A 17794-nucleotide genomic window follows, 5' to 3' on the forward strand; every position below is an offset into this window, starting at 1 on the left:
TGCCTGGTGACAGCGTCCTGCCGGAGAAAGACCACAGTGGCGGCACGTCAGTTCCCCGGCGGGCGACCGCCGGATCGCGCGCCTGGCCACGTCATTGGCAGTGGACACGGCATGCACCTTACTCCGTGCGCGGACGCACGAGTGTGCGCCAGCCGGTTCAGCGGTTCAGCAATCCCTGTCCGCTTGCCAGCGCGATGGCAGCCCGGGTCGGCTGATTCAGGTCCATGTCCGCGACCTGCGCCGGGCTGAACCAGCCGATCTGCGCGGATTCGTAGTTCTTGCGTGGCTCGGGCCGGCCGGCCAGGCGCGACACGTAGTTGATCAGCAGGAAGTGCCGCGGCTGGGTGAATTCCGGGCTCTCGATGCAGTCCTGGATGCACAGCCAGGCGGCGTGTTCGACCTCGATGCCGGTTTCCTCGCGCATCTCGCGCCGGTAGGCGTCCAGCATCGTCTCGCCGTAGTCGATCTTGCCGCCCGGCAGGCCCCAGCGGCCAGACCATTTGGCGGTGCGGATCAATAGCAGCTCGCCGGTGTCGGCCACCAGCAGGCCGCCGACGGTGGCGATGACGCGCCGCTCGTGGGCCAACAGGTGTTCGCGGTCGATCAGGTCGATGATGTCGCGCACGCTCTGGAACGCGTGGTCCGGCCGTGCGGCGCGCAGGCGCTCTTCGGTGGCGTAGCCGTACAGCGCCGCGCCGGCGATGACCTGCGCCGCGTGGGCGGCGTCGATGTCGTGCGGGGTGTCACCCACGTACAGGGTTTCGTCCGGCCGAAACGGTGCGCTGGCCACGATCTGTTGCAGCACCGGAATCTTGTCCGCCGCACCGCCGCCGATGTGGCGGAAGAACTCGCGCAGGCCAAGCCGGGTCAGCAGGCCGTCCAGGATGTCGGTCGGCACGCTGGAGCAGATGCTCAGCGCCACCCCGCGCAGGCGGCAGATGTGCAGCAGCGCCGGCACCTCGGCGAACAGCTCCGATTGCGCCATGCGCTGCGCAAAATGGCCAAAGAACACCGCGTCGATCTGCTCGCGCGGCAGGTCGCCGATGAAGCGCCGGTAGAAGCGCTCCACCGGCAGCGTGAACTCGCGCCGGTAGGTGGCCTCGTCCACCGGCGCGGCGCCGAAGTGGGCCAGCGTGTCGTTGGTGGCGGCCAGGGTCAGGGCGCGGTCGTCGGCCAGCGTGCCGGCCCAGTCGAGGATCAGGTGGCGAATCATGGCAACAGGCTCCGGGTGGACGCGCGGCGCGGCCGGCTCAGCCCATCAGCAGGCTGCGGTACAGCGGCGCCAGCACCAGATAGATCAGTATCGACGCGGTCAGCGCGGCGCCGTACAGCTCCGTGTCCAGGCGGTAGCGGTGGCACAGGATCACGCCCACCGCCGGGCAGGCCGAGGCCATGGCCACGCCCAGCACCGCCAGCGTCTCGCCCCGCAGGCCGAAGGCATAGGCAAACGCCAGCCCCAGCGCCGGCCCGGCCACCTGGCGTATCAACAGCGCCGGCACCGCCGCGCCGAGGCGGCGCAGGGCGCCCAGGCGCAGCGACAGGCCGACCACGAACACCATCAGCGGGATGCCGGCATCGCCGACATAGCGCAGCGTCGTGACGACCCGATCCGGCACCGGCAGGCCGAGCAGGTTGACCGCCAGCGCCGCGAACACTGCCCAGGCCGGCGGCAGGCGCAGGATCTCGCGGCCCAGCGAGACCCGGTTCGCGCCCTCGGCATGGCGCGCCGCGACCGCCACGCCGACGGTCCAGATCAGCAGCGTGGTGGCGATCAGGTCGTAGGCGAACACCACCGGCATGCCCGGGTGCCCGAACAGGCTGACCACCACCGGCAGGGCAATCGAGCCGTTGGCAAAGCCGGCCGCCAGCAGCATGGCGCCGCGCCCCTGCACCGATAGGCCGAGGCGCTGGCCGGCCAAGCGGTAGGCAGTCCACGCCAGCAGCAGCCCGCCCAGGCTGCACACGTAGCCCGCGGCCGGGATCACCATCAATTCGAGGTTCAGCGAGGCGCGCGACATGATGGCGAAGATCAGCGCCGGGCCGGTGAGGTAGATCATCAGCATGTTCAGCGCCTGCGCCATGTGGGCGGCGTCGACGCCGCCGGGCGCGTGCCGACGCCACAGCCAGCCGGCGGCCAGGGCAACGAAAACCGGCATCAGGTCGAGGTACACGAGCGGGCATTCCGAGAAGGAAACACCGCCGGCCGCGGGTCACGCCGCCGGCGGTGTCTGGGTGAAAAAGCGATTCAGATGCCGTCGATCAGGACGGCGGCGGTGCGGTGGCCAGCATGGACGGGCGCTGGCTGAAGTCCCCCAGCCACGCAGCCAGCGCCGGGTGGCCGGCGCGCCAGGCCAGATCCGGCAGGCGAAAGTCCAGATACTCCAGCGTGACCGCGAACTCGATGTGCGCCAGCGTCGGCGCCGGCCCGAGCGTGGCCACGTCCTGTTCCATCACCGCCAGGCCGCGCTCGATGGCGCGCCGCTGACGGTCGGTCCACGGCGCCCAGCGGATGGCCTCCGGGCGCAGCAGTTCCAGGCGCGCGGTGACCGCCGCATCCAGCACGCCGTCGGCCAGCGCCGCCCGGCGCAGCACGGCAAAGCGCTCCGCCCCGTCCGGAATCAGCCGCGGTGCGGGCGCCAGGCTGTCGAGGTATTCGCAGATCACCCAGCTGTCGTACAGGCACTGGCCGTCGTCGAGGCGCAGCGCCGGCACCTTGCCCAGCGGGTTGGCTGCCAGCAGCACGGCGGGGTCTTCCATGGGGCTGGCGAGGATTTCCTGCACCTGGCCCGCCAGACCTTTCTCCAACAGGGTGACGCGCACCTTGCGCGAGTAGGGGGATGGCTTGGCATAGATCAGTTGCATGACGGCTCCTCGGGTCGGCTCAGGGATTGTCCTGCTTGCCGTAACTTTCGAACCGCGCCACCACGCGCGCCATCTCGGCCGCATCCAGCAATACCGGCGTGCCGGTGGCCAGCGCCGCGCAGTACTGGCCGGACAGGGACTCGATTTCCTCGGCCAGCGCCAGGGCGCTCGTCAGGTTCGCGCCGGTCGCAATCACGCCATGGTTGGCCAGCAGGCAGGCGTGGCGATCTTCCAGTGCGACCAGAGCATTGGCCGACAGCTCAGGGGTGCCAAAGGTCGCGTAGTCGGCGCAGCGCACGCTGTCGCCACCGGCCGCCGCCACCATGTAATGGAAGGCCGGCAGCTCGCGCCGCTGGCAGGCCAGCGCGCTGGCGTAGCGCGAATGGGTGTGCACGATGGCGCCGACCTCGGGCCGCACGGCATAGATGTCGCAGTGGAAACGCCACTCGGACGAGGGCTTGCGCTGCCCCGGCGCCGCCACGCCACGGGCGTCCAGATGCACCAGGTCGGCGGCGCTCAGATCATCGTAGGGAATACCGGTCGGCGTGATCAGGAAGCCGCCGGGCAGGCGCACGCTGAGGTTGCCGGAGGTGCCGCGATTCAGACCCCGGCGCACGCTCTGGCGGGCGGTGTCGATCAGCAACTGGCGAAGGGCGCTCTCGTCCAAGGGCGGACCGTGCGGGAATAGCGGAAGGGGGCGCCCGGCGGCCTGCCGGGGAGCGCCGGTATGGTACACGCGCCGCCGCGCCCTAATAATGACCAAACGCTCGCTCACTCCCGGAGAAGCCGATGATCGACCTGTACATGTGGCCGACGCCCAACGCGCACAAGGTGACGCTGTTTCTGGAGGAAACCGGCCTGCCGTATCGGACCGTGGAGGTCAACATCGGCGCCGGCGACCAGTTCAAGCCACAGTTTCTGGCCATCAGCCCGAACAACAAGATGCCGGCCATCGTCGACCCGGACGGTCCGGACGGCCAGCCGATCAGCGTGTTCGAGAGCGGCGCGATCCTGATCTATCTGGCCGAAAAGACCGGCCGCTTCCTGCCCGCCGCGCCGCGTGCCCGCTACGAGGTCTTGCAGTGGCTGATGTTCCAGATGGCCAGCGTCGGGCCGATGCTCGGCCAGGCGCACCACTTTCGCGACTACGCGACGGAAAAACTGCCTTACGCCATCGACCGCTACAGCAACGAGTCGCGGCGCATCTACAACGTGGTCGAGAAACGCCTGGCGGACCGCGACTATGTGGCCGGGGAGTACTCCATCGCCGACATGGCGATCTTCCCGTGGTTCCTGCACCACGAGCGCCAGGGCGTGGAGCTGGGCGAACTGCCCCGGGTCAAGCGCTGGATGGATGCCATCAATGCCCGCCCGGCCACCGTGCGTGCCCTGGCCGTGATGGCCGACCGGCGCCCGCCCAAACCCGGTCCGCAAAACGAGCAGCAGCGGGAAATTCTGTTCGGCAGCAAGCAGTTCGAGAAGCGCTGATCGTGGCGGCCCGCGTTCTCGCTGCTGCGTTTTTTGTCCTCGTCTGCGCCGCCGTACGGGCCGAACTGACCGGCCTGCGTGGCGCCGATCACATCAGAATGACCGTGCCGGACCTGGCCCAGGCGGAGGCCTTCTTCAGCCGCGTGCTGGGCTGCGAAACGCTGGCCCGAAACGGCCCGCTCAGTTCAAGCGACGACTGGCTGGAGAAACACGTCGGCGTCGATGCACGCTCCCAGATTCGCGCCATGGCCATGCTGCGCTGCGGCGCTGGCGCCAACCTCGAGCTGTTCGAATGGTCGGCGCCGGACCAGGACCGCCGCCAGCCGCGCAACAGCGACTACGCCGGCCATCACCTGTCGTTTTATGTCGACGACATTCAGGCTGCGGCCGACTGGCTGCGCAAAAACGGCGTGGACACCTACGACGGGCCGTTCACTACCCAGGACGGTGACTACGGCGGGCAGTGGGTGCTGTATTTCCGCACGCCCTGGGGCGCGCACCTGGAGCTGGTGTCGTACCCGAATGGCTTGGGCTACGAGCGCAAGGGCCCGCAACGGCTGTGGGATCCGCGCACGGCCAGGCCCTAGCCGCTCAGGCGTGCGGTGTATTCCAGCACCCGCTCGAAGGCGTAGTCCTGCTCGGCGCCGCTGTCCGGATCCCACAGGCTGCGCCCGGGGCGAGCCATCAGGTCGCCGCCGTAGACATGCAGGCCCCCGTTGAGGGTGGCCAGCGGATTGGCCACGGCGTGGATCAGCTCCGGGTCCATGATGAACACGTCGCCGGGGCGCAGGCTGCGCAGGCCGTCATCGATCAGGCCGTGCGCGCCGCGCCGGTACAGGTGGTTGTCCTCCTGCCCGGCGTAGATGCCGATCACGCCCCACATGCGGTGGTTGTGGACCGGGCTGCGGCTGCCCGGCGCGCTGATGACGTGCGCCACGGTCAGGCTGTCGGAGCGAAACAGCGGCACCACGCCGGGCTTGTCTGCGCCGCGTGCGAAGGCGTCCACCAGCGCCTGCGGGTCGCGCAGGGCATCTGCCAGCAGCGCGGCGATGGCGGCGGCCGGATCGGCACTGTGCAGGGCAGTCCGGCAATCGGCGACGAAACGGTTCGGTTCGAACATGGCTTCCTCCTCGTTTTGGGAAACGCTGAATAAATCCATCCTGGATTTCTCAGCGTCCGCCATCGGAAAAGCGTGGTTTTCCGATGGCTCACAAAATCAGCGGCTTAACGCTGCTGATTTTGGCAGCGCGTCCCTGCGCTGCGGGAAACGCTGGATAAATCAGCGTTTCCTTTGCAAGCCGCGGTCGGTGGGCGGCGCGGTCGGGCCGGGGCGGCACGCTAGACTAGTACGTTAAACCTGCCGCCGATACTGCACTGCCCATGCCCAAACCGCGCCCACGTCCTGCCATCCGCCGCCGCTGGCTCGGATGGCTGCTGCCGCTTGCGTTGGCGGGTCTGGCGGGTTTGGCGCTGTACGCGGTGCATCTGGACCGGGTCATTCGCGAGAAATTCGAGGGCCAGCGCTGGGCGCTGCCGGCGCGCGTGTTCGCCCGGCCGCTGGAGCTGTATGCCGGCGTGCCGCTCGACCCGCCGCGGGTGGTCGAGGCGCTCGATCGCCTGGGCTATCAGCGCGGTGAACCGACCGGTGTCGGCAGCTATGCCGTGCGCGGCAATCAACTGATCGTCTACACGCGCGGCTTTCAGTTCTGGGACGGCCCGGAGCCGCCGCGCAAGGTGGAAATCCGCTTCGATGGCCGGCAGATCGCCGGCCTGTATGGCGATGAGGGTGAGCTGCCGCTGCTGCGCCTGGAGCCGGAATTCATCGGCGGTTTCTATCCGGCCAGCAACGAGGACCGGCTGCTGGTGCGCCTGCCGGAGGTGCCGCCGGCACTGATGCAGGCCCTGCTGACGCTGGAGGATCGGGACTTCTACAGCCACCGCGGTGTGTCGGCGCGTGCCATCGCGCGCGCCCTGTGGGCGGATGTGCGGGCCGGGGCGGTGGTGCAGGGCGGCAGCACGCTGACCCAGCAACTGGTCAAGAACTACTTCCTGACCGCCGACCGCACCGTGTGGCGCAAGCTCACCGAGGCCATCATGGCGGTGCTGCTGGAAACCCACTACAGCAAGGACGACATTCTGGAGTCCTACCTGAACGAGGTGTTCCTGGGTCAGGTCGGCGGGCGCGGCGTGCACGGCGTGGCGCAGGGCGCGATGCTCTACTTCGGCCGCCCGCTGGGCGAACTGGATACCGGCCAGCTGGCGCTGCTGGCCGGCATGGTGCAGGCGCCGTCCCACTACGACCCGCGCCGTCACCCCGAGCGCGCCACGGCGCGGCGCAACCTTGCCCTGCGCCTGCTGGGCGAGCAGGGTCAGTTGACGCCCGAGCAGGTCGCCGCCGAGCAGGCCAAGCCGCTGCGGGTGGTCAAGCGCAGTTCCCTCACGATGGCCCGCTATCCGGCCTTCCTGGACCTGGTGCGGCGCCAGTTGCAACGCGACTACCCGGAACAGGTGCTGCGCAACGACGGCCTGCGCATCTTCGCCACCATGGATCCGGCGGTGCAGGTGGCGGCCGAGGCGGCAGTCACCGAACAGGGTGGCGCGCTCGCCAAGCAGCGCAAGCTGCCCGATCTGCAGATGGCCGCCGTGGCGGCGGACATCGCCACCGGCGAGGTGCTGGCGCTGGTCGGCGACCGCGACCCGCGGTTCGACGGCTACAACCGGGCGTTGGACGCCCAGCGCCAGATCGGCTCACTGGCCAAGCCGGCGGTGTACCTGACCGCGCTGGGGCAGCCGGAGCGCTTCAATCTGGCCACGCGCCTGGACGACCGGCGCATGTCGGTGCGTCTGCCGAGCGGCCAGAGCTGGCAACCACGCAATTCCGGTGACGACTATGCGGGCGACGTGTCCCTGCTGCGTGGACTCGCCGAGTCGCGCAACAGCGCCACGGTGGCGCTCGGCCTGCAGGTCGGTCTGCCAAGCGTGCTCAAGACCCTGCGGTCGCTGGGCGTGACGCGCGACTTGCCCGAAGTGCCGGCCGTGATGCTGGGCGCAGTCGAGCTGACTCCGTTCGAAGTCACGCGCATGTACCTGACGCTCGCCGCCGGCGGTTTTCGGCTGCATCTGCGCGGCATCCACGCCGTGACCGACAAGGACGGCAAGCCGCTTGCCAGCTACCCGCTGTCGGTGGAGCAGAAACTCGATCCGGCGGCGGTGTTTCTGGTCAACACGGCTCTGCAGGAAGTGGCCCGCAATGGCACCGCGCGGGCGTTGGGGCGCGTGCTGCCGGGCCTGAACGTGGCCGGCAAGACCGGCACCACCAACGACAGCCGCGACTCCTGGTTTGCCGGCTTCACCGGCAACACCGTGGCCGCCGTGTGGGTAGGCCTGGACGACAATGGCCAGACCGGCCTGTACGGCGCCAGCGGCGCCATGCGCATCTGGACCGACCTGATCGGTCGCCTGCCGGCGGTGCCACTGACTCTGGCCGAGCCGCCCGGCATTCGCTGGGTGCAGGCACCCAATGGCCCCTGGCTGCCGGCGGCGCAGTGTCCGGGCGGCTTTGGCATGCCGGTGCTGGACGGCGGTGCGCCGTCCGGGTCCGCGCCCTGCGACGGCGCCGCCATTTCACCTCCGCAAGACAAGGACGACGACTCATGGCGCTGGCTGCGCAAGCTGTTCTGAACCGCCGCTCGAAGCCGTGGTGGCGGCTGTTGCTGGCCGGCCCGCTGTTGCTGGCCGGTTGCGTCAGCGCGCCGCCGCCGCGGCCTGAGCCTCCGCCGCCGCCGCCCGTCAGTCAGGCGCCACAGGCGCCCTTGCCGCCGGCGCAGCCCTTGCCCAGGCCGCAGCCGCCGACATCGGCCATCATCCGGCCCGGTCCGCCGCCGTCAGCGCCACCAGTCAGCGCCACCCCCGCGCCGCCGGCGCAGCCGACGGCCACCGGCTCGCTGGTCGCAATGGCCGACCGGCAGGCCGCCGCCGGCGACTATGCGTCCGCGGCGGCGCAGCTGGAGCGGGCGCTGCGCATCCGGCCGCAGGATCCGGTGCTGTGGCAGAAGCTGGCCTGGCTGCGCCTGCAAAACGGCGACTTCGATCAGGCGGCGACGCTGGCGTCCCGCTCAGACTCCCTGGCCGGCAACAACGCTGCCGTGCGCGAACAGAACCGGCGCATCGTCGATCTGGCGCGCGCCCGCCAGCGGCCCAGCGAATAGCCATGAGCTCGCCGCCCGATCCGCCGTCCGGCGCGCCGGCCCAGTTGCAGGATTCGCAGTTTCTGGAGGCGTTGCGCGGGCAGATGCTGAACTTCGCCCGCCTGCAGCTGCGCGACGACGACCTGGCGCAGGACGTGGTGCAGGAATCGCTGCTCAGCGCGCTGAAGAACGCCGGCTCGTTTCGAGGCCAGGCGGCGTTTCGGACCTGGCTGTTCGCCATCGTCAAGAACAAGGTCATCGACGCCCTGCGCCAGCGCCAGCGCTGGGTCCAGCCCGACCAAAGCTCGGATGACGACGACGCCGAGGAATGGTTGGACCGCCTGTTCGATCGGAACGGTCACTGGCAGCCCGCCCAGCAACCCCGGCCGTGGGGCGATCCGCAGCGCAGCTTCGAGGACAAGCGGTTCTGGGAGGTGTTCGCCATCTGCCTGGACCGCCTGCCGGCGCGCCAAGGGCGCTTTTTCATGATGCGCGAGTACCTTGGCCTGGAGGCGGACGAGATCTGTAAGAACGCCGGCCTGACGCGGACTAACCTGCATGTGATCCTGCACCGCGCCCGCTTGCGCCTGCGCGAGTGCCTGGAAAACGGCTGGTTCGATGGGGGGCGTGATGCTTGATTGTCGTGAAGCTACCGGTTTGATGTCGCAGGCACGCGAGCGCCACCTGTCGCTGCGCGAGCGTGTGGCGCTGCGCCTGCACTGGGCCATGTGCAGTGCCTGCCGCCGCTTCGACCGGCAGATGGACGTGCTGCGCGCGGCGGCGCGCCGCTTTGCCAGCCGCTCCGACTAGTGACGACGCGCCGCCGCCCTGAGCTGCGGCGCACACTGGCTCAGCGTTAGGCCAGCCAGCGGCGCGCCAGCCAATGGTCGAGCGACACCACGCCCGGGCCCCGGGCGATCAGGTACAGCAGCACCGTGGCCCAGACGCCGTGGGTCGGGTAGGCGTCCGGATAAACGAACACCTGGATCACCAGCGTCATTCCCAGCAGGCCGAGCGCCGACAGGCGCGTGGCGAGGCCGAGCAGGATCAGCACCGGCAGCGCGTGTTCGGCCAGCGCCGCCAGGGTCGCCGCCCACAGCGGCGGGATCAGCGGCAGGGCGTATTCGTGCTCGAACAGGAATACCGCCGAGTCGGCCAGGCGCGGCCAGCCCAGCGTGAAGGTGCCCTGCACAAGGTCGATGGCGAAGCCCTCGACCTTGGTCTGCCCCGACAGCCAGAACACGGCGGCGACCGAAAACCGCCCGAGCAGCGCGATCAGGCTGTGCGGGATGCGCGCGAACAGCGTGTTCAGGCGGGCGAGGCCGCGCAGCGGCGCGGCCAAAAGGCTGACCCGCGGCGGGCTTGCGGTATTCCCGCTCATGGGGTGTCTCCAGCGTGGCTCAAGTCGATCAGGGCGCCGCAGCGGATCAGTCCGGCGAGTGCGGCCGGCAGGTCGAAGGCGCAATCCGCGCCGCCGGCCGCCTCGACGGCGGCGCCCAGCGGTTGGCCGTCGATCAGTGCGGCGGCGAAGCGGCCGGCCGCAGCCTCGACCGGGATCACCTCGACCTCCAGCTCACGGCACAGCACCCAGGCGGTTTCGGCGCAATCGAGGTCGATCGCCGCCAGCTCGCCCGCCCCCTGATGCGCGGCCCAGACGGACACCATTGCGTAGGACGAGTGCAGCACGGCGAAGGAGGGGTGCAGGTGCAGGCGGGCGGCCGCCAGGTCGGCCGTATCGGCCAGCCGGGCGGCGAGGCCTGCGCCGGAAAGCGGCGGTGCGTCGGCGGCGTGCAGCGCCGTCAGGCGCAGCCACTCCAGGCGCGCGACATCGGGCAGATAGGGCAGGCCCTGCGCCGGCTCGAAGCGGGCGATGAAATCGGCGAAGCCGGCGCCGTACTCGGCCATGACCGGGCTGTGCGGGGGCGAGGCGCGCACGAAGCAGCGCCCCATGGCCTGGAAGAACGCCTCGCCCACCAGCGTGCGGGTGACCGGAAAGCTGTCCGCCAGCACGCCCAGCAGCGAGACCATGACGTTGTTGCGATAGACGGCCAGACGCGTCGCCGGGTCCGAGCCGTTCCAGGCGCACACATCGGCCGGCGGCGGCAGCGCCGGGTCGAGCAGCGCGCGGGCGAAGGCGGCCTGATCGATCATGCCGGCAGCGCTTGGGCGTTGCGGCGCGCATCCTGCAGGATGCGCTCGGCCTGGCGCGCCTCGGCCAGCAGCACGGCGAGGGCGGGAATGTCGTTGTCGCGCTCGATCAGCGTCGGCATCGGGCCCACACGCTCGATTGCCTGGGCATAGAGCGCCCACACCGCCTGGGCGACCGGCGCGCCATGGTTGTCGATGAGCAGGGGATCCCTGGCGCCATCCACGGCCTCGGCATGGCCGGCGAGATGGATCTCGCCCACCGCGTGCAGCGGCAGGGCGGCCAGTTCGCTCAGGGGGTCGCGGTGGTGGTTGACGCAGGACACATACAGGTTGTTCACGTCCAGCAGCAGGCCGCAGCCGGTGCGTCGGACCACCTCGCCGATGAAGGCCGCCTCGGGCAGGCTCGAGGCGCGGCTTTCAAGATAAGTGGCCGGATTTTCCAGCAGCATGCGCCGACCCAGCCGCTCCTGGACGCGCTCGACGTGCTCGCAGACCCGCGCCAGCGCGGCCGTGTCGTAGACCACCGGCAGCAGATCGTTCAGGCACACCGCGCCATCGCGCGACCAGGCCAGGTGCTCGGAAACCCACGCCGGCTGGTAACGCGCCAGCAGCCGTGCCAGGCGATCGAGATGGGCCGGGTCCAGATCGGCGCCGCCGATCGACAGGCCCACGCCGTGCACCGACAGCGGATAGTGTTCGGCGATGCGCCCCAGGTAATGGTGGAAGGGGCCACCGGCGCCGAAGTAGTTCTCGGCATGGATTTCGAAAAAGCGAAGCGCCGGGCGGCGCTCCAGGATGTCGTGGAAATGCCGGGGTTTCAGGCCCAGGCCCGCCAAGGGTTGGGACGGGCAGGCGGGCGCCGCGGGGCGGCATCTCGCCTGCAAGGACGGCGCCGTCATGACCGCGCTGCGCCTGCCCGCCGACGGGTTTACTTGTCCTTTTCCGCGAACGCGGCGAGCTGGCCGAAGCCGGTCGGCGAGGTGGGCGAGGCGGTCTGCCCGCAGCTGCCCTTGGGCACCAGCTTCCAGGCGTTGCCCTGGTGGTCACGCACCGAGGTGCCGGCGCAGGTGGTGCCGGGGCCGGCGGCGCAGTCATTCTTGCCCTTCAGCGCCACGCCGAAGCACTTTTCCTGGTCGGCCGCAGCCTGTGCCGGTGCGGCAGCCAGGCTCAGGGCGAGTCCGAAGGCGGCGGCAAGGCCGGCGCCGGCGAGCGTCAGGGAGGGGTTGTCGCGTTTCATGGGCGTATTCCTGGTTGGAGGGATGTGACGGCGAGCCGTGCGCTATTCCGACGGCCTGCGTGCAGTAGACGCCGCCCACGCGGATGTCTTACAGGCCGTCCCTTGAGTTCCGAAGCGGCTGGCGGCACGCAGCGGGCGCTCCTGCCCAACAGGTACGGCATCCCGTGTCCGGCGAAAACGGCCCGCTGGCGTCGATGCCCTCGGCGCGCGCCCGCGCCACCGCCGATGCGTGGGCGTGTACCGCGCCGGGGGAGCTCAAGAAATGCCACGGACGGCATTTTTCAGCGTCTCCCAGCCGGCCCGGGTCAGTTTTCCGCCTGCAGGGTGACGGTCACGGTATGCCGTTGCCCGCCGCGCAGCAGACCGATCTGCACCACGTCACCGACGGCGAAATCGTCGAGCCGGGCGAGCAGGCGCGCCACCGAATCCACCGGCTTGCCGGCCACGGCGATGATGATGTCGCCCGCCGCCATGCGCCCGTCGGGCGTCAAGCGCAGCGGTATGAGGCCGGCGGCCGCCGCCGGCGAGCCCGGCGCGACATCCAGCACGAACACGCCCTCGATGCCCAGCAGCCGGCTCAGGCGCGCGTTGACGCCTGCGTCGACTTCCATACCCAGCGCCGGGCGCGTGTATTTGCCGTGCCGGATCAGCTGCGGCACCACGCGCATGAGCGTGTCGACCGGAACGGCGAAACCAATGCCGGCCGAGGCGCCCGAGGGGCTGTAAATGGCGGTGTTGATGCCGATCAGCCGACCGGCCGAATCCAGCAGCGGTCCGCCCGAATTGCCCGGGTTGATGGCGGCATCGGTCTGGATCAGATGCTCGACGATGCTGCCGCCCTCTTGCGCCGGCAGGCTGCGGTCGAGCGCCGAGACGATGCCTGTGGTCAAGGTCCAGTCGAGTCCGAACGGGTTGCCGATGGCAAACACCTTCTGCCCGACCTGCAGGTCGTGGCTGGTGCCGATCGGCACCGGCGGAGGCGACTTGAAAGCAACGCCTATCCTGAGCACGGCGATGTCGTGCGCTGGGCTTGCCCCCACCAGGCGCGCCGGATAGTCGCGCCCGTCGGCCAGGCGCACCGTGGCGCGCGCAGCGCCCTGGATGACGTGAAAATTGGTCACCACGTGCCCCGCCTCGTCCCACACGAAGCCCGAGCCGGTGCCGCGCGGCACGGCAAACACGTTGCGCGTCCAGAAATCCTGCACCAGCTCGGAGGTACTGATGTAGACCACCGAGTCGCGGGTGCGCTCGAACAGTTCGATGACGGCACGCTCGTCCGCACCGAGCGCGCCGCGTGGCGTGATCGTGCGCTGCTCGCCCTGCCAGGCAGCCATGCCGGCTGGTTGCCAGGTGCCCAGCAGCAGGCAGCCGAGCAGGGCCGACAGCCGCAAACCGCGCCCGCGGCGGCGTTTCAGGTCCGCTGAGCCGGCACGCCCGATGGCGCGCTGATCATCCACGGGCCGCTGGCGGTTCAGCCCGGGCCGTACAGGGCCAGGCGTGCGCGCAGGCGCTCGATCTCCTCGATGAGGTCACCGACCAGGCCGGCCAGTTCCGGCGCCGCATCGAAATCCCGCTCGATCTGCCGCAGCCGGCGCGCCCGGCGCAGGGTGGCCGACGAGAACCGCCAGACGCCGTCGAGCGACTGCGCCTGCGGCAGCAGGCCAGCCTCCAGGTGTTGCTGCAGCCACTCGACGTCGGCCGCGCAGGCGGCCGCCAGCTGCTCCAGCGTCAGCCACGATTCGTCGAGCAGGGTGCCGATCAGTGCTTCTTTCTGGTTCATCGCCGTTCAGTTCCTGCGACGTGGATCGAAAGCCAATTCCCGCGCCATCGTTGCATAGAGTTCCCGGGCCCGCGGCGTGTCCGCCGGCGGCAACACCACGCGTACGTGCAGCAGCAAATCTCCCGGCGGATCGCCCGGCAGGCCCTTGCCGCGCACGCGCAGCTCGGTACCGCTTTGGGCGCCCGCCGGAATGCGTACCTTGACCTCCCCCACCGGCAGAGGCACCGCGATCACCGCGCCCAATGCGGCCTCCCACGGCGCCACCGGCAAGGTCATGCTCAGATCGCGGCCCTCGACGCGATAGCGCTCGTCGGGCTTGAGGTGCACCTCGAGCAGCAGATCGCCGGCCGCACCGCTGCCGGCGCCCGGATATCCCTGTCCGGCCAGGCGAATCAGCTGACCTTCGCGCACGCCCTTGGGAATGGTCACGCGCAGCGTGCGCTGCACCATGCTCAGGCGGCCGGTTTGTTTATCGACCGTCGGCACGCGCAGCGTGATGTCGCGTGTGGCGCCGGTGAAGGCGTCCTGGAGGTCAAGGTAGATATTGGCGTAATGGTCCTGGCCACGCCCATGCGCGGCGCGGCGCGGGCGTGCGCCCATGTGCCCGAACAGCTCGGTAAAGAAATCGGAGAAATCGGCCGCCTCGTGCGGCGAGAAGCCGCCGCCCGAGAACTCGAATCCGGCATCCCATCCCGGCGGCGGACGAAATTCCTCGCCGGGCCGATGGCCGGGTCCGAGCTGGTCATAGGCGGCGCGTTTTTCGGGGTCCGACAGTACCGCGTAGGCCTCGTTGACCTCCTTCATGTGCTGCTCGGCGTCCGGTTCCTTGGACACGTCCGGGTGGTACTTGCGCGCCAGCTTGCGAAAGGCGCGCTTGATGGCGTCGGCAGTCGCGTCACGCGGCACGCCGAGAATCTGGTAGTAGTCCCGAAACTCCATGGGCACTCCTTGGCAGTGCTAGCCGTTGACCGGGGTTTGGAAAATAGGGCTGCGCCGCGCCGGACTCAAGGGCAGCGACAGCCTACCCTCAACCCTGTGCAAGCTCTTGAAAGCTGTCACGGCGGCACCGATCTTTCGCTTGCGTTCAACTTGCAGGGCGGTCATCGGACCGACCCGTACACCAGGAGGACTGCCATGGCGATTTACAGACCCCCGTTCTCGCGCAATCTGTTCGCGGAGTTCGACCGTTTGCGCCGCGAGCTCGACCAGGCTTTCGAGCTGTCGCCGAGCATCCGCGGCCTGGGCGCAGGCTTTCCGACACTCAACATCGGCTCCACGCCCAACTCGGTGGAAATTTTTGCCTTCGCGCCCGGTGTGGATCCGGCCGCCCTCGATGTGCAGATCGAGAAAGGCGTGCTCACCATCAGCGGCGAACGCAAGGCCCCGCAGGTGCCGGAAAAGGCCACCGTGCATCTGGGCGAGCGCTTTGCCGGACGTTTTCACCGCGTGGTGAGCCTGCCGGACAGCATCGACCCGGCCTCCGTCACGGCCAGCTACCGCGACGGCGTGCTGCACATAAGCGCGCAGCGCAAGGATTCTGCACTGCCGCGCCGCATCAACATCCAGTGATCGACCGGAGGACCCCATCATGAGCCAGGACATCGTGCAAAACGAAGCTGCCAAACAGCCGGAACCGGCCTTGCCGCCGCCGGCGGACGTGATCGAGGACGCCAGCGGCATCACCTTGTATGCCGACCTGCCGGGCGTGCCGCGCGACCGGCTCGACATTCGCGTCGAGGGCGACCAGCTGTGCATCGAAGGCGAAATGCAGCTGCCGATGAGCGAAGGACTCGAGGGTACGCACGCCGAGATCACGCTGCCGCGCTATCGGCGCGTGTTCAACCTGTCGCGCGAACTCGACAGCGAGAAAATCACCGCCGAGCTGCGTGACGGCGTGCTGACGCTGCGTATCCCCAAGGCCGAACACGCACAGCCGCGGCGCATCAGCGTGCAAGCCGCGTGACGGGATGTCGAGCCGGCTCGGGCCGTTGAGAGCGCTTTTCGACGGTTCGGGCAAACCTAGCCCGGCGCCGCGGGCCGGCGGTCGGGCTCTGGCGAGCGGCCGGCACGAGGTCGGCCGCTCGCCGCTGGCGTGATCAGGAGACCCAACGATGGACATCAACAACCTGAAGGAAAACGTCGAGTCCTGGTGGTCCAACGTTTCCGAAGGCTGGCGGCAATTGCGCCGTTCGGCGTCCGGGGCGTTGACACGCTTCAAACCCGGCGACACGACCAATCTGCCGGAATCGTCCAGCATCGATGACGAGCTGTGGTTGCCGGGCCTGTCCTGGTCCATGCTCGGTGTCGACCTGCTGGAAGACGACAGGCGCCTGGTGGCGCGCCTGGAAATTCCCGGCCTCGACAAGGACGACTTCAAGATCGAGGTGATGGACGACGCGCTGGTCGTCAGCGGCGAGAAGCGCTTCGAGCGCGACAGCAGCGACGGTCGTTGGCGCACCATTCAGTGCGCCTACGGTGCGTTTCGCCGGGTCGTGCCGCTACCGGCGCCGGTCAGGGCCGATCAGGCCAAGGCCAGCTACCGCAATGGCGTGCTGCGGGTGGAACTGCCCAAGGTCGAGCCCGGGCCGGCGCGCAGCGTGACCATCGACGTGCAGTGAGCGGGGCGGCTTGATCGCGTTGGAGTTTCGCCCCGAGGTGCGCCGCGAAGGCGCACCTCAGCGCTTGGGCGCGATGATGTCCGTGACGCTGCCGTCGAAGACCTCGGCCGCCATGCCGACGGTTTCCGAAAGCGTCGGATGGGCGTGGATGGTCAGGGCAAGGTCCTGGGCGTCGGCGCCCATCTCGATGGCGAGCACGCCTTCGGCGATCAGGTCACCGGCGCCGGGGCCGGTGATGCCGACGCCGAGCACCCGGCGGCTGGTCGGGTCGAACAGGATCTTGGTCAATCCTTCGTCGCGGCCGAGTGTCAGGCTGCGGCCGTTGGCGGCCCACGGAAACACCGCCTTCTCATAGGCAGTGCCATCCTTTTTGGCCTGCTGTTCGGTCAGGCCGGCCCAGGCGATCTCCGGATCGGTGAACACCACCGCCGGGATCGCCAGCGGCGCAAACGCCGCCTTGTGTCCGGCGATGACTTCCGCCGCCACCTTGCCCTCGTGGGCGGCCTTGTGCGCCAGCATCGGCTCGCCGGCCACATCGCCGATGGCGAAGATGTGCGCCACGCCGGTGCGGCGCTGGGCGTCGACCTCGATGAAGCCGCGCTCGGTCACGGTGACGCCCAGCGCCTCCAGGCCCAGATCCTTGCCGTTCGGACGCCGGCCGACGGCGACCAGGGCGCGGTCGTAGGTCTTGACGTCCTTGCCGTCCGGGCTTTCGAAGCTCACATGCAGGCCGTCTTTTTTGGCCTCGATGCCGGTGACCTTGGTCTTGAGGCGAATGTCGGCGAACTCCCCGGCCAGCTTTTTGGCCAGCGGCTTGACCAGGTCCGCATCGGCGCCCGGCAGCAGCATGTCCATGAACTCGACCACGCTGACCGCGCTGCCCAGCGCCCGGTACACGGTGGCCATCTCAAGGCCGATGTAGCCGCCGCCGATCACCAGCAGCTTGCCGGGGATGTCCGCCAGCGCCAGCGCGCCGGTGGAATCCATGACGCGCGGGTCGTCCGGCAGGCCAGGGATGCGCACCGGCGTCGAGCCGGTGGCGACGATGGCGTGCTCGAACGCGATGTCGACTGCCCCGTCCGGCCCGTCGACGCGCAGGGTATGGGCGGCCGTGAATTTCGCCGCGCCGCGCATCACCTGCACCTTGCGCTGGCGCGCTAGGGCGACCAGACCGCCGGTGAGTTTGCCAACTACCTTGTCCTTGCCGGCGCGCACGGCGGCAAGATCGATCTTGGGCTTGCCGAAGGCGACGCCCGGCGTGTGGGCCGCCTCGTCGATCACCTTGGCCACGTGCAGCAGGGCCTTCGACGGAATGCAGCCGACGTTCAGGCACACGCCGCCCAGGCGCTGCTCGCGCTCGACCAGCACCACCTGCAGGCCAAGATCGGCCGCCCGGAAGGCCGCGCTGTAGCCGCCGGGACCGGCACCGAGCACCACCAGTTGGGTGCGGATGGAATTACTCATGACTAGGCGC

22 protein-coding genes are annotated in these 17794 nt (G+C 69.5%); 9 read left to right on the forward strand and 13 right to left on the reverse strand.

Annotation, left to right across the window (positions count from 1 at the left end; translation table 11 throughout):
• Nucleotides 1-157: 157 nt before the first annotated feature.
• From PG2T_RS15815 to PG2T_RS11865, 4 genes are all read right to left on the reverse strand, one after another.
• On the reverse strand, nucleotides 158-1213 hold the full coding sequence (locus PG2T_RS15815; protein ID WP_083214903.1) for an NUDIX domain-containing protein: 1056 nt from the start codon (nucleotides 1211-1213) through the stop codon (nucleotides 158-160).
• Between the two features lie 37 nt (nucleotides 1214-1250).
• Nucleotides 1251-2171: an AEC family transporter gene (locus PG2T_RS11855; protein WP_068805723.1), complete on the reverse strand. Its 921-nt coding sequence runs from the start codon at nucleotides 2169-2171 to the stop codon at nucleotides 1251-1253.
• An 88-nt stretch (nucleotides 2172-2259) separates the two neighbouring features.
• On the reverse strand, nucleotides 2260-2862 hold the full coding sequence (locus tag PG2T_RS11860) for a glutathione S-transferase family protein (protein ID WP_068805726.1): 603 nt from the start codon (nucleotides 2860-2862) through the stop codon (nucleotides 2260-2262).
• A 19-nt stretch (nucleotides 2863-2881) separates the two neighbouring features.
• Nucleotides 2882-3529: a class II aldolase/adducin family protein gene (locus PG2T_RS11865; RefSeq protein WP_068805729.1), complete on the reverse strand. Its 648-nt coding sequence runs from the start codon at nucleotides 3527-3529 to the stop codon at nucleotides 2882-2884.
• A gap of 122 nt (nucleotides 3530-3651) precedes the next feature.
• On the opposite strand from PG2T_RS11865, the gene PG2T_RS11870 reads away from it, so the two are divergent.
• Both PG2T_RS11870 and PG2T_RS11875 read left to right on the forward strand, forming a co-directional pair.
• The gene (locus tag PG2T_RS11870) at nucleotides 3652-4350 is read left to right on the forward strand and encodes a glutathione S-transferase N-terminal domain-containing protein (RefSeq protein ID WP_068805732.1); all 699 of its coding nucleotides are present in this window, start codon (nucleotides 3652-3654) and stop codon (nucleotides 4348-4350) included.
• Between the two features lie 2 nt (nucleotides 4351-4352).
• Nucleotides 4353-4937 carry a VOC family protein gene (locus tag PG2T_RS11875; protein ID WP_236953247.1) on the forward strand — a complete coding sequence of 195 codons (585 nt, stop codon included), beginning with the start codon at nucleotides 4353-4355 and terminating at the stop codon, nucleotides 4935-4937.
• On the opposite strand, the gene PG2T_RS11880 is transcribed toward PG2T_RS11875, so the two are convergent.
• The gene (locus tag PG2T_RS11880; RefSeq protein ID WP_145931083.1) at nucleotides 4934-5470 is read right to left on the reverse strand and encodes a hypothetical protein; all 537 of its coding nucleotides are present in this window, start codon (nucleotides 5468-5470) and stop codon (nucleotides 4934-4936) included. The two genes, PG2T_RS11875 and PG2T_RS11880, sit on opposite strands and share 4 nt — an antisense overlap.
• A gap of 260 nt (nucleotides 5471-5730) precedes the next feature.
• Between PG2T_RS11880 and mrcB the strand changes: the two genes are divergently transcribed.
• From mrcB to PG2T_RS11900, 4 genes are read left to right on the forward strand one after another with little or no spacing between them, the layout of a single operon-like run.
• Nucleotides 5731-8031: a penicillin-binding protein 1B gene (mrcB, locus tag PG2T_RS11885; protein WP_068805738.1), complete on the forward strand. Its 2301-nt coding sequence runs from the start codon at nucleotides 5731-5733 to the stop codon at nucleotides 8029-8031.
• A complete protein-coding gene (locus tag PG2T_RS11890) occupies nucleotides 8004-8558 on the forward strand; it encodes a tetratricopeptide repeat protein (RefSeq protein ID WP_068805741.1) in 555 nt (184 codons plus the stop codon). Before mrcB ends, PG2T_RS11890 begins: the two co-directional genes overlap by 28 nt.
• A gap of 2 nt (nucleotides 8559-8560) precedes the next feature.
• Complete coding sequence (locus PG2T_RS11895) at nucleotides 8561-9175, forward strand: sigma-70 family RNA polymerase sigma factor (protein ID WP_068805744.1); 615 nt, start codon at nucleotides 8561-8563, stop codon at nucleotides 9173-9175.
• A 22-nt stretch (nucleotides 9176-9197) separates the two neighbouring features.
• Nucleotides 9198-9347 carry an anti-sigma factor family protein gene (locus tag PG2T_RS11900; RefSeq protein ID WP_202816334.1) on the forward strand — a complete coding sequence of 50 codons (150 nt, stop codon included), beginning with the start codon at nucleotides 9198-9200 and terminating at the stop codon, nucleotides 9345-9347.
• A 46-nt stretch (nucleotides 9348-9393) separates the two neighbouring features.
• Here PG2T_RS11900 and PG2T_RS11905 read toward each other — a convergent pair whose 3' ends face one another.
• The 7 genes from PG2T_RS11905 to PG2T_RS11935 form a co-directional block, all read right to left on the reverse strand.
• On the reverse strand, nucleotides 9394-9918 hold the full coding sequence (locus PG2T_RS11905; protein WP_068805750.1) for a DoxX family protein: 525 nt from the start codon (nucleotides 9916-9918) through the stop codon (nucleotides 9394-9396).
• Complete coding sequence (locus tag PG2T_RS11910; RefSeq protein WP_068805752.1) at nucleotides 9915-10688, reverse strand: HvfC/BufC N-terminal domain-containing protein; 774 nt, start codon at nucleotides 10686-10688, stop codon at nucleotides 9915-9917. Before PG2T_RS11910 ends, PG2T_RS11905 begins: the two co-directional genes overlap by 4 nt.
• Nucleotides 10685-11584: an MNIO family bufferin maturase gene (gene bufB / locus PG2T_RS11915; protein WP_068805755.1), complete on the reverse strand. Its 900-nt coding sequence runs from the start codon at nucleotides 11582-11584 to the stop codon at nucleotides 10685-10687. Before bufB ends, PG2T_RS11910 begins: the two co-directional genes overlap by 4 nt.
• 29 nt (nucleotides 11585-11613) lie before the next feature.
• On the reverse strand, nucleotides 11614-11922 hold the full coding sequence (locus tag PG2T_RS11920) for a BufA1 family periplasmic bufferin-type metallophore (protein WP_068805758.1): 309 nt from the start codon (nucleotides 11920-11922) through the stop codon (nucleotides 11614-11616).
• A gap of 305 nt (nucleotides 11923-12227) precedes the next feature.
• On the reverse strand, nucleotides 12228-13286 hold the full coding sequence (locus tag PG2T_RS11925; protein WP_418268539.1) for a S1C family serine protease: 1059 nt from the start codon (nucleotides 13284-13286) through the stop codon (nucleotides 12228-12230).
• A 107-nt stretch (nucleotides 13287-13393) separates the two neighbouring features.
• Nucleotides 13394-13702 carry a MerR family transcriptional regulator gene (locus tag PG2T_RS11930; protein WP_068805761.1) on the reverse strand — a complete coding sequence of 103 codons (309 nt, stop codon included), beginning with the start codon at nucleotides 13700-13702 and terminating at the stop codon, nucleotides 13394-13396.
• Between the two features lie 6 nt (nucleotides 13703-13708).
• Complete coding sequence (locus tag PG2T_RS11935) at nucleotides 13709-14641, reverse strand: DnaJ C-terminal domain-containing protein (RefSeq protein WP_068805764.1); 933 nt, start codon at nucleotides 14639-14641, stop codon at nucleotides 13709-13711.
• 201 nt (nucleotides 14642-14842) lie between these two features.
• Between PG2T_RS11935 and PG2T_RS11940 the strand changes: the two genes are divergently transcribed.
• The 3 genes from PG2T_RS11940 (at nucleotide 14843) to PG2T_RS11950 (ending at nucleotide 16320) form a co-directional block, all read left to right on the forward strand.
• Entirely contained in the window at nucleotides 14843-15271 is a 429-nt protein-coding gene (locus PG2T_RS11940; protein WP_068808323.1) for an Hsp20/alpha crystallin family protein, read from the forward strand.
• A gap of 19 nt (nucleotides 15272-15290) precedes the next feature.
• Entirely contained in the window at nucleotides 15291-15665 is a 375-nt protein-coding gene (locus PG2T_RS11945) for an Hsp20/alpha crystallin family protein (RefSeq protein WP_068805767.1), read from the forward strand.
• Nucleotides 15666-15813: 148 nt separating this feature from the next.
• Nucleotides 15814-16320 carry an Hsp20/alpha crystallin family protein gene (locus tag PG2T_RS11950; protein ID WP_068805771.1) on the forward strand — a complete coding sequence of 169 codons (507 nt, stop codon included), beginning with the start codon at nucleotides 15814-15816 and terminating at the stop codon, nucleotides 16318-16320.
• A 57-nt stretch (nucleotides 16321-16377) separates the two neighbouring features.
• Here the strand turns inward: PG2T_RS11950 and lpdA are convergent, their stop codons facing one another.
• Nucleotides 16378-17784, reverse strand: coding sequence for a dihydrolipoyl dehydrogenase (gene lpdA, locus PG2T_RS11955; RefSeq protein WP_068805773.1), 1407 nt, complete (start codon nucleotides 17782-17784; stop codon nucleotides 16378-16380).
• Nucleotides 17785-17794 lie beyond the last annotated feature (10 nt).

The organism is Immundisolibacter cernigliae, from assembly GCF_001697225.1.
GTDB classification, from domain to species: domain Bacteria; phylum Pseudomonadota; class Gammaproteobacteria; order Immundisolibacterales; family Immundisolibacteraceae; genus Immundisolibacter; species Immundisolibacter cernigliae.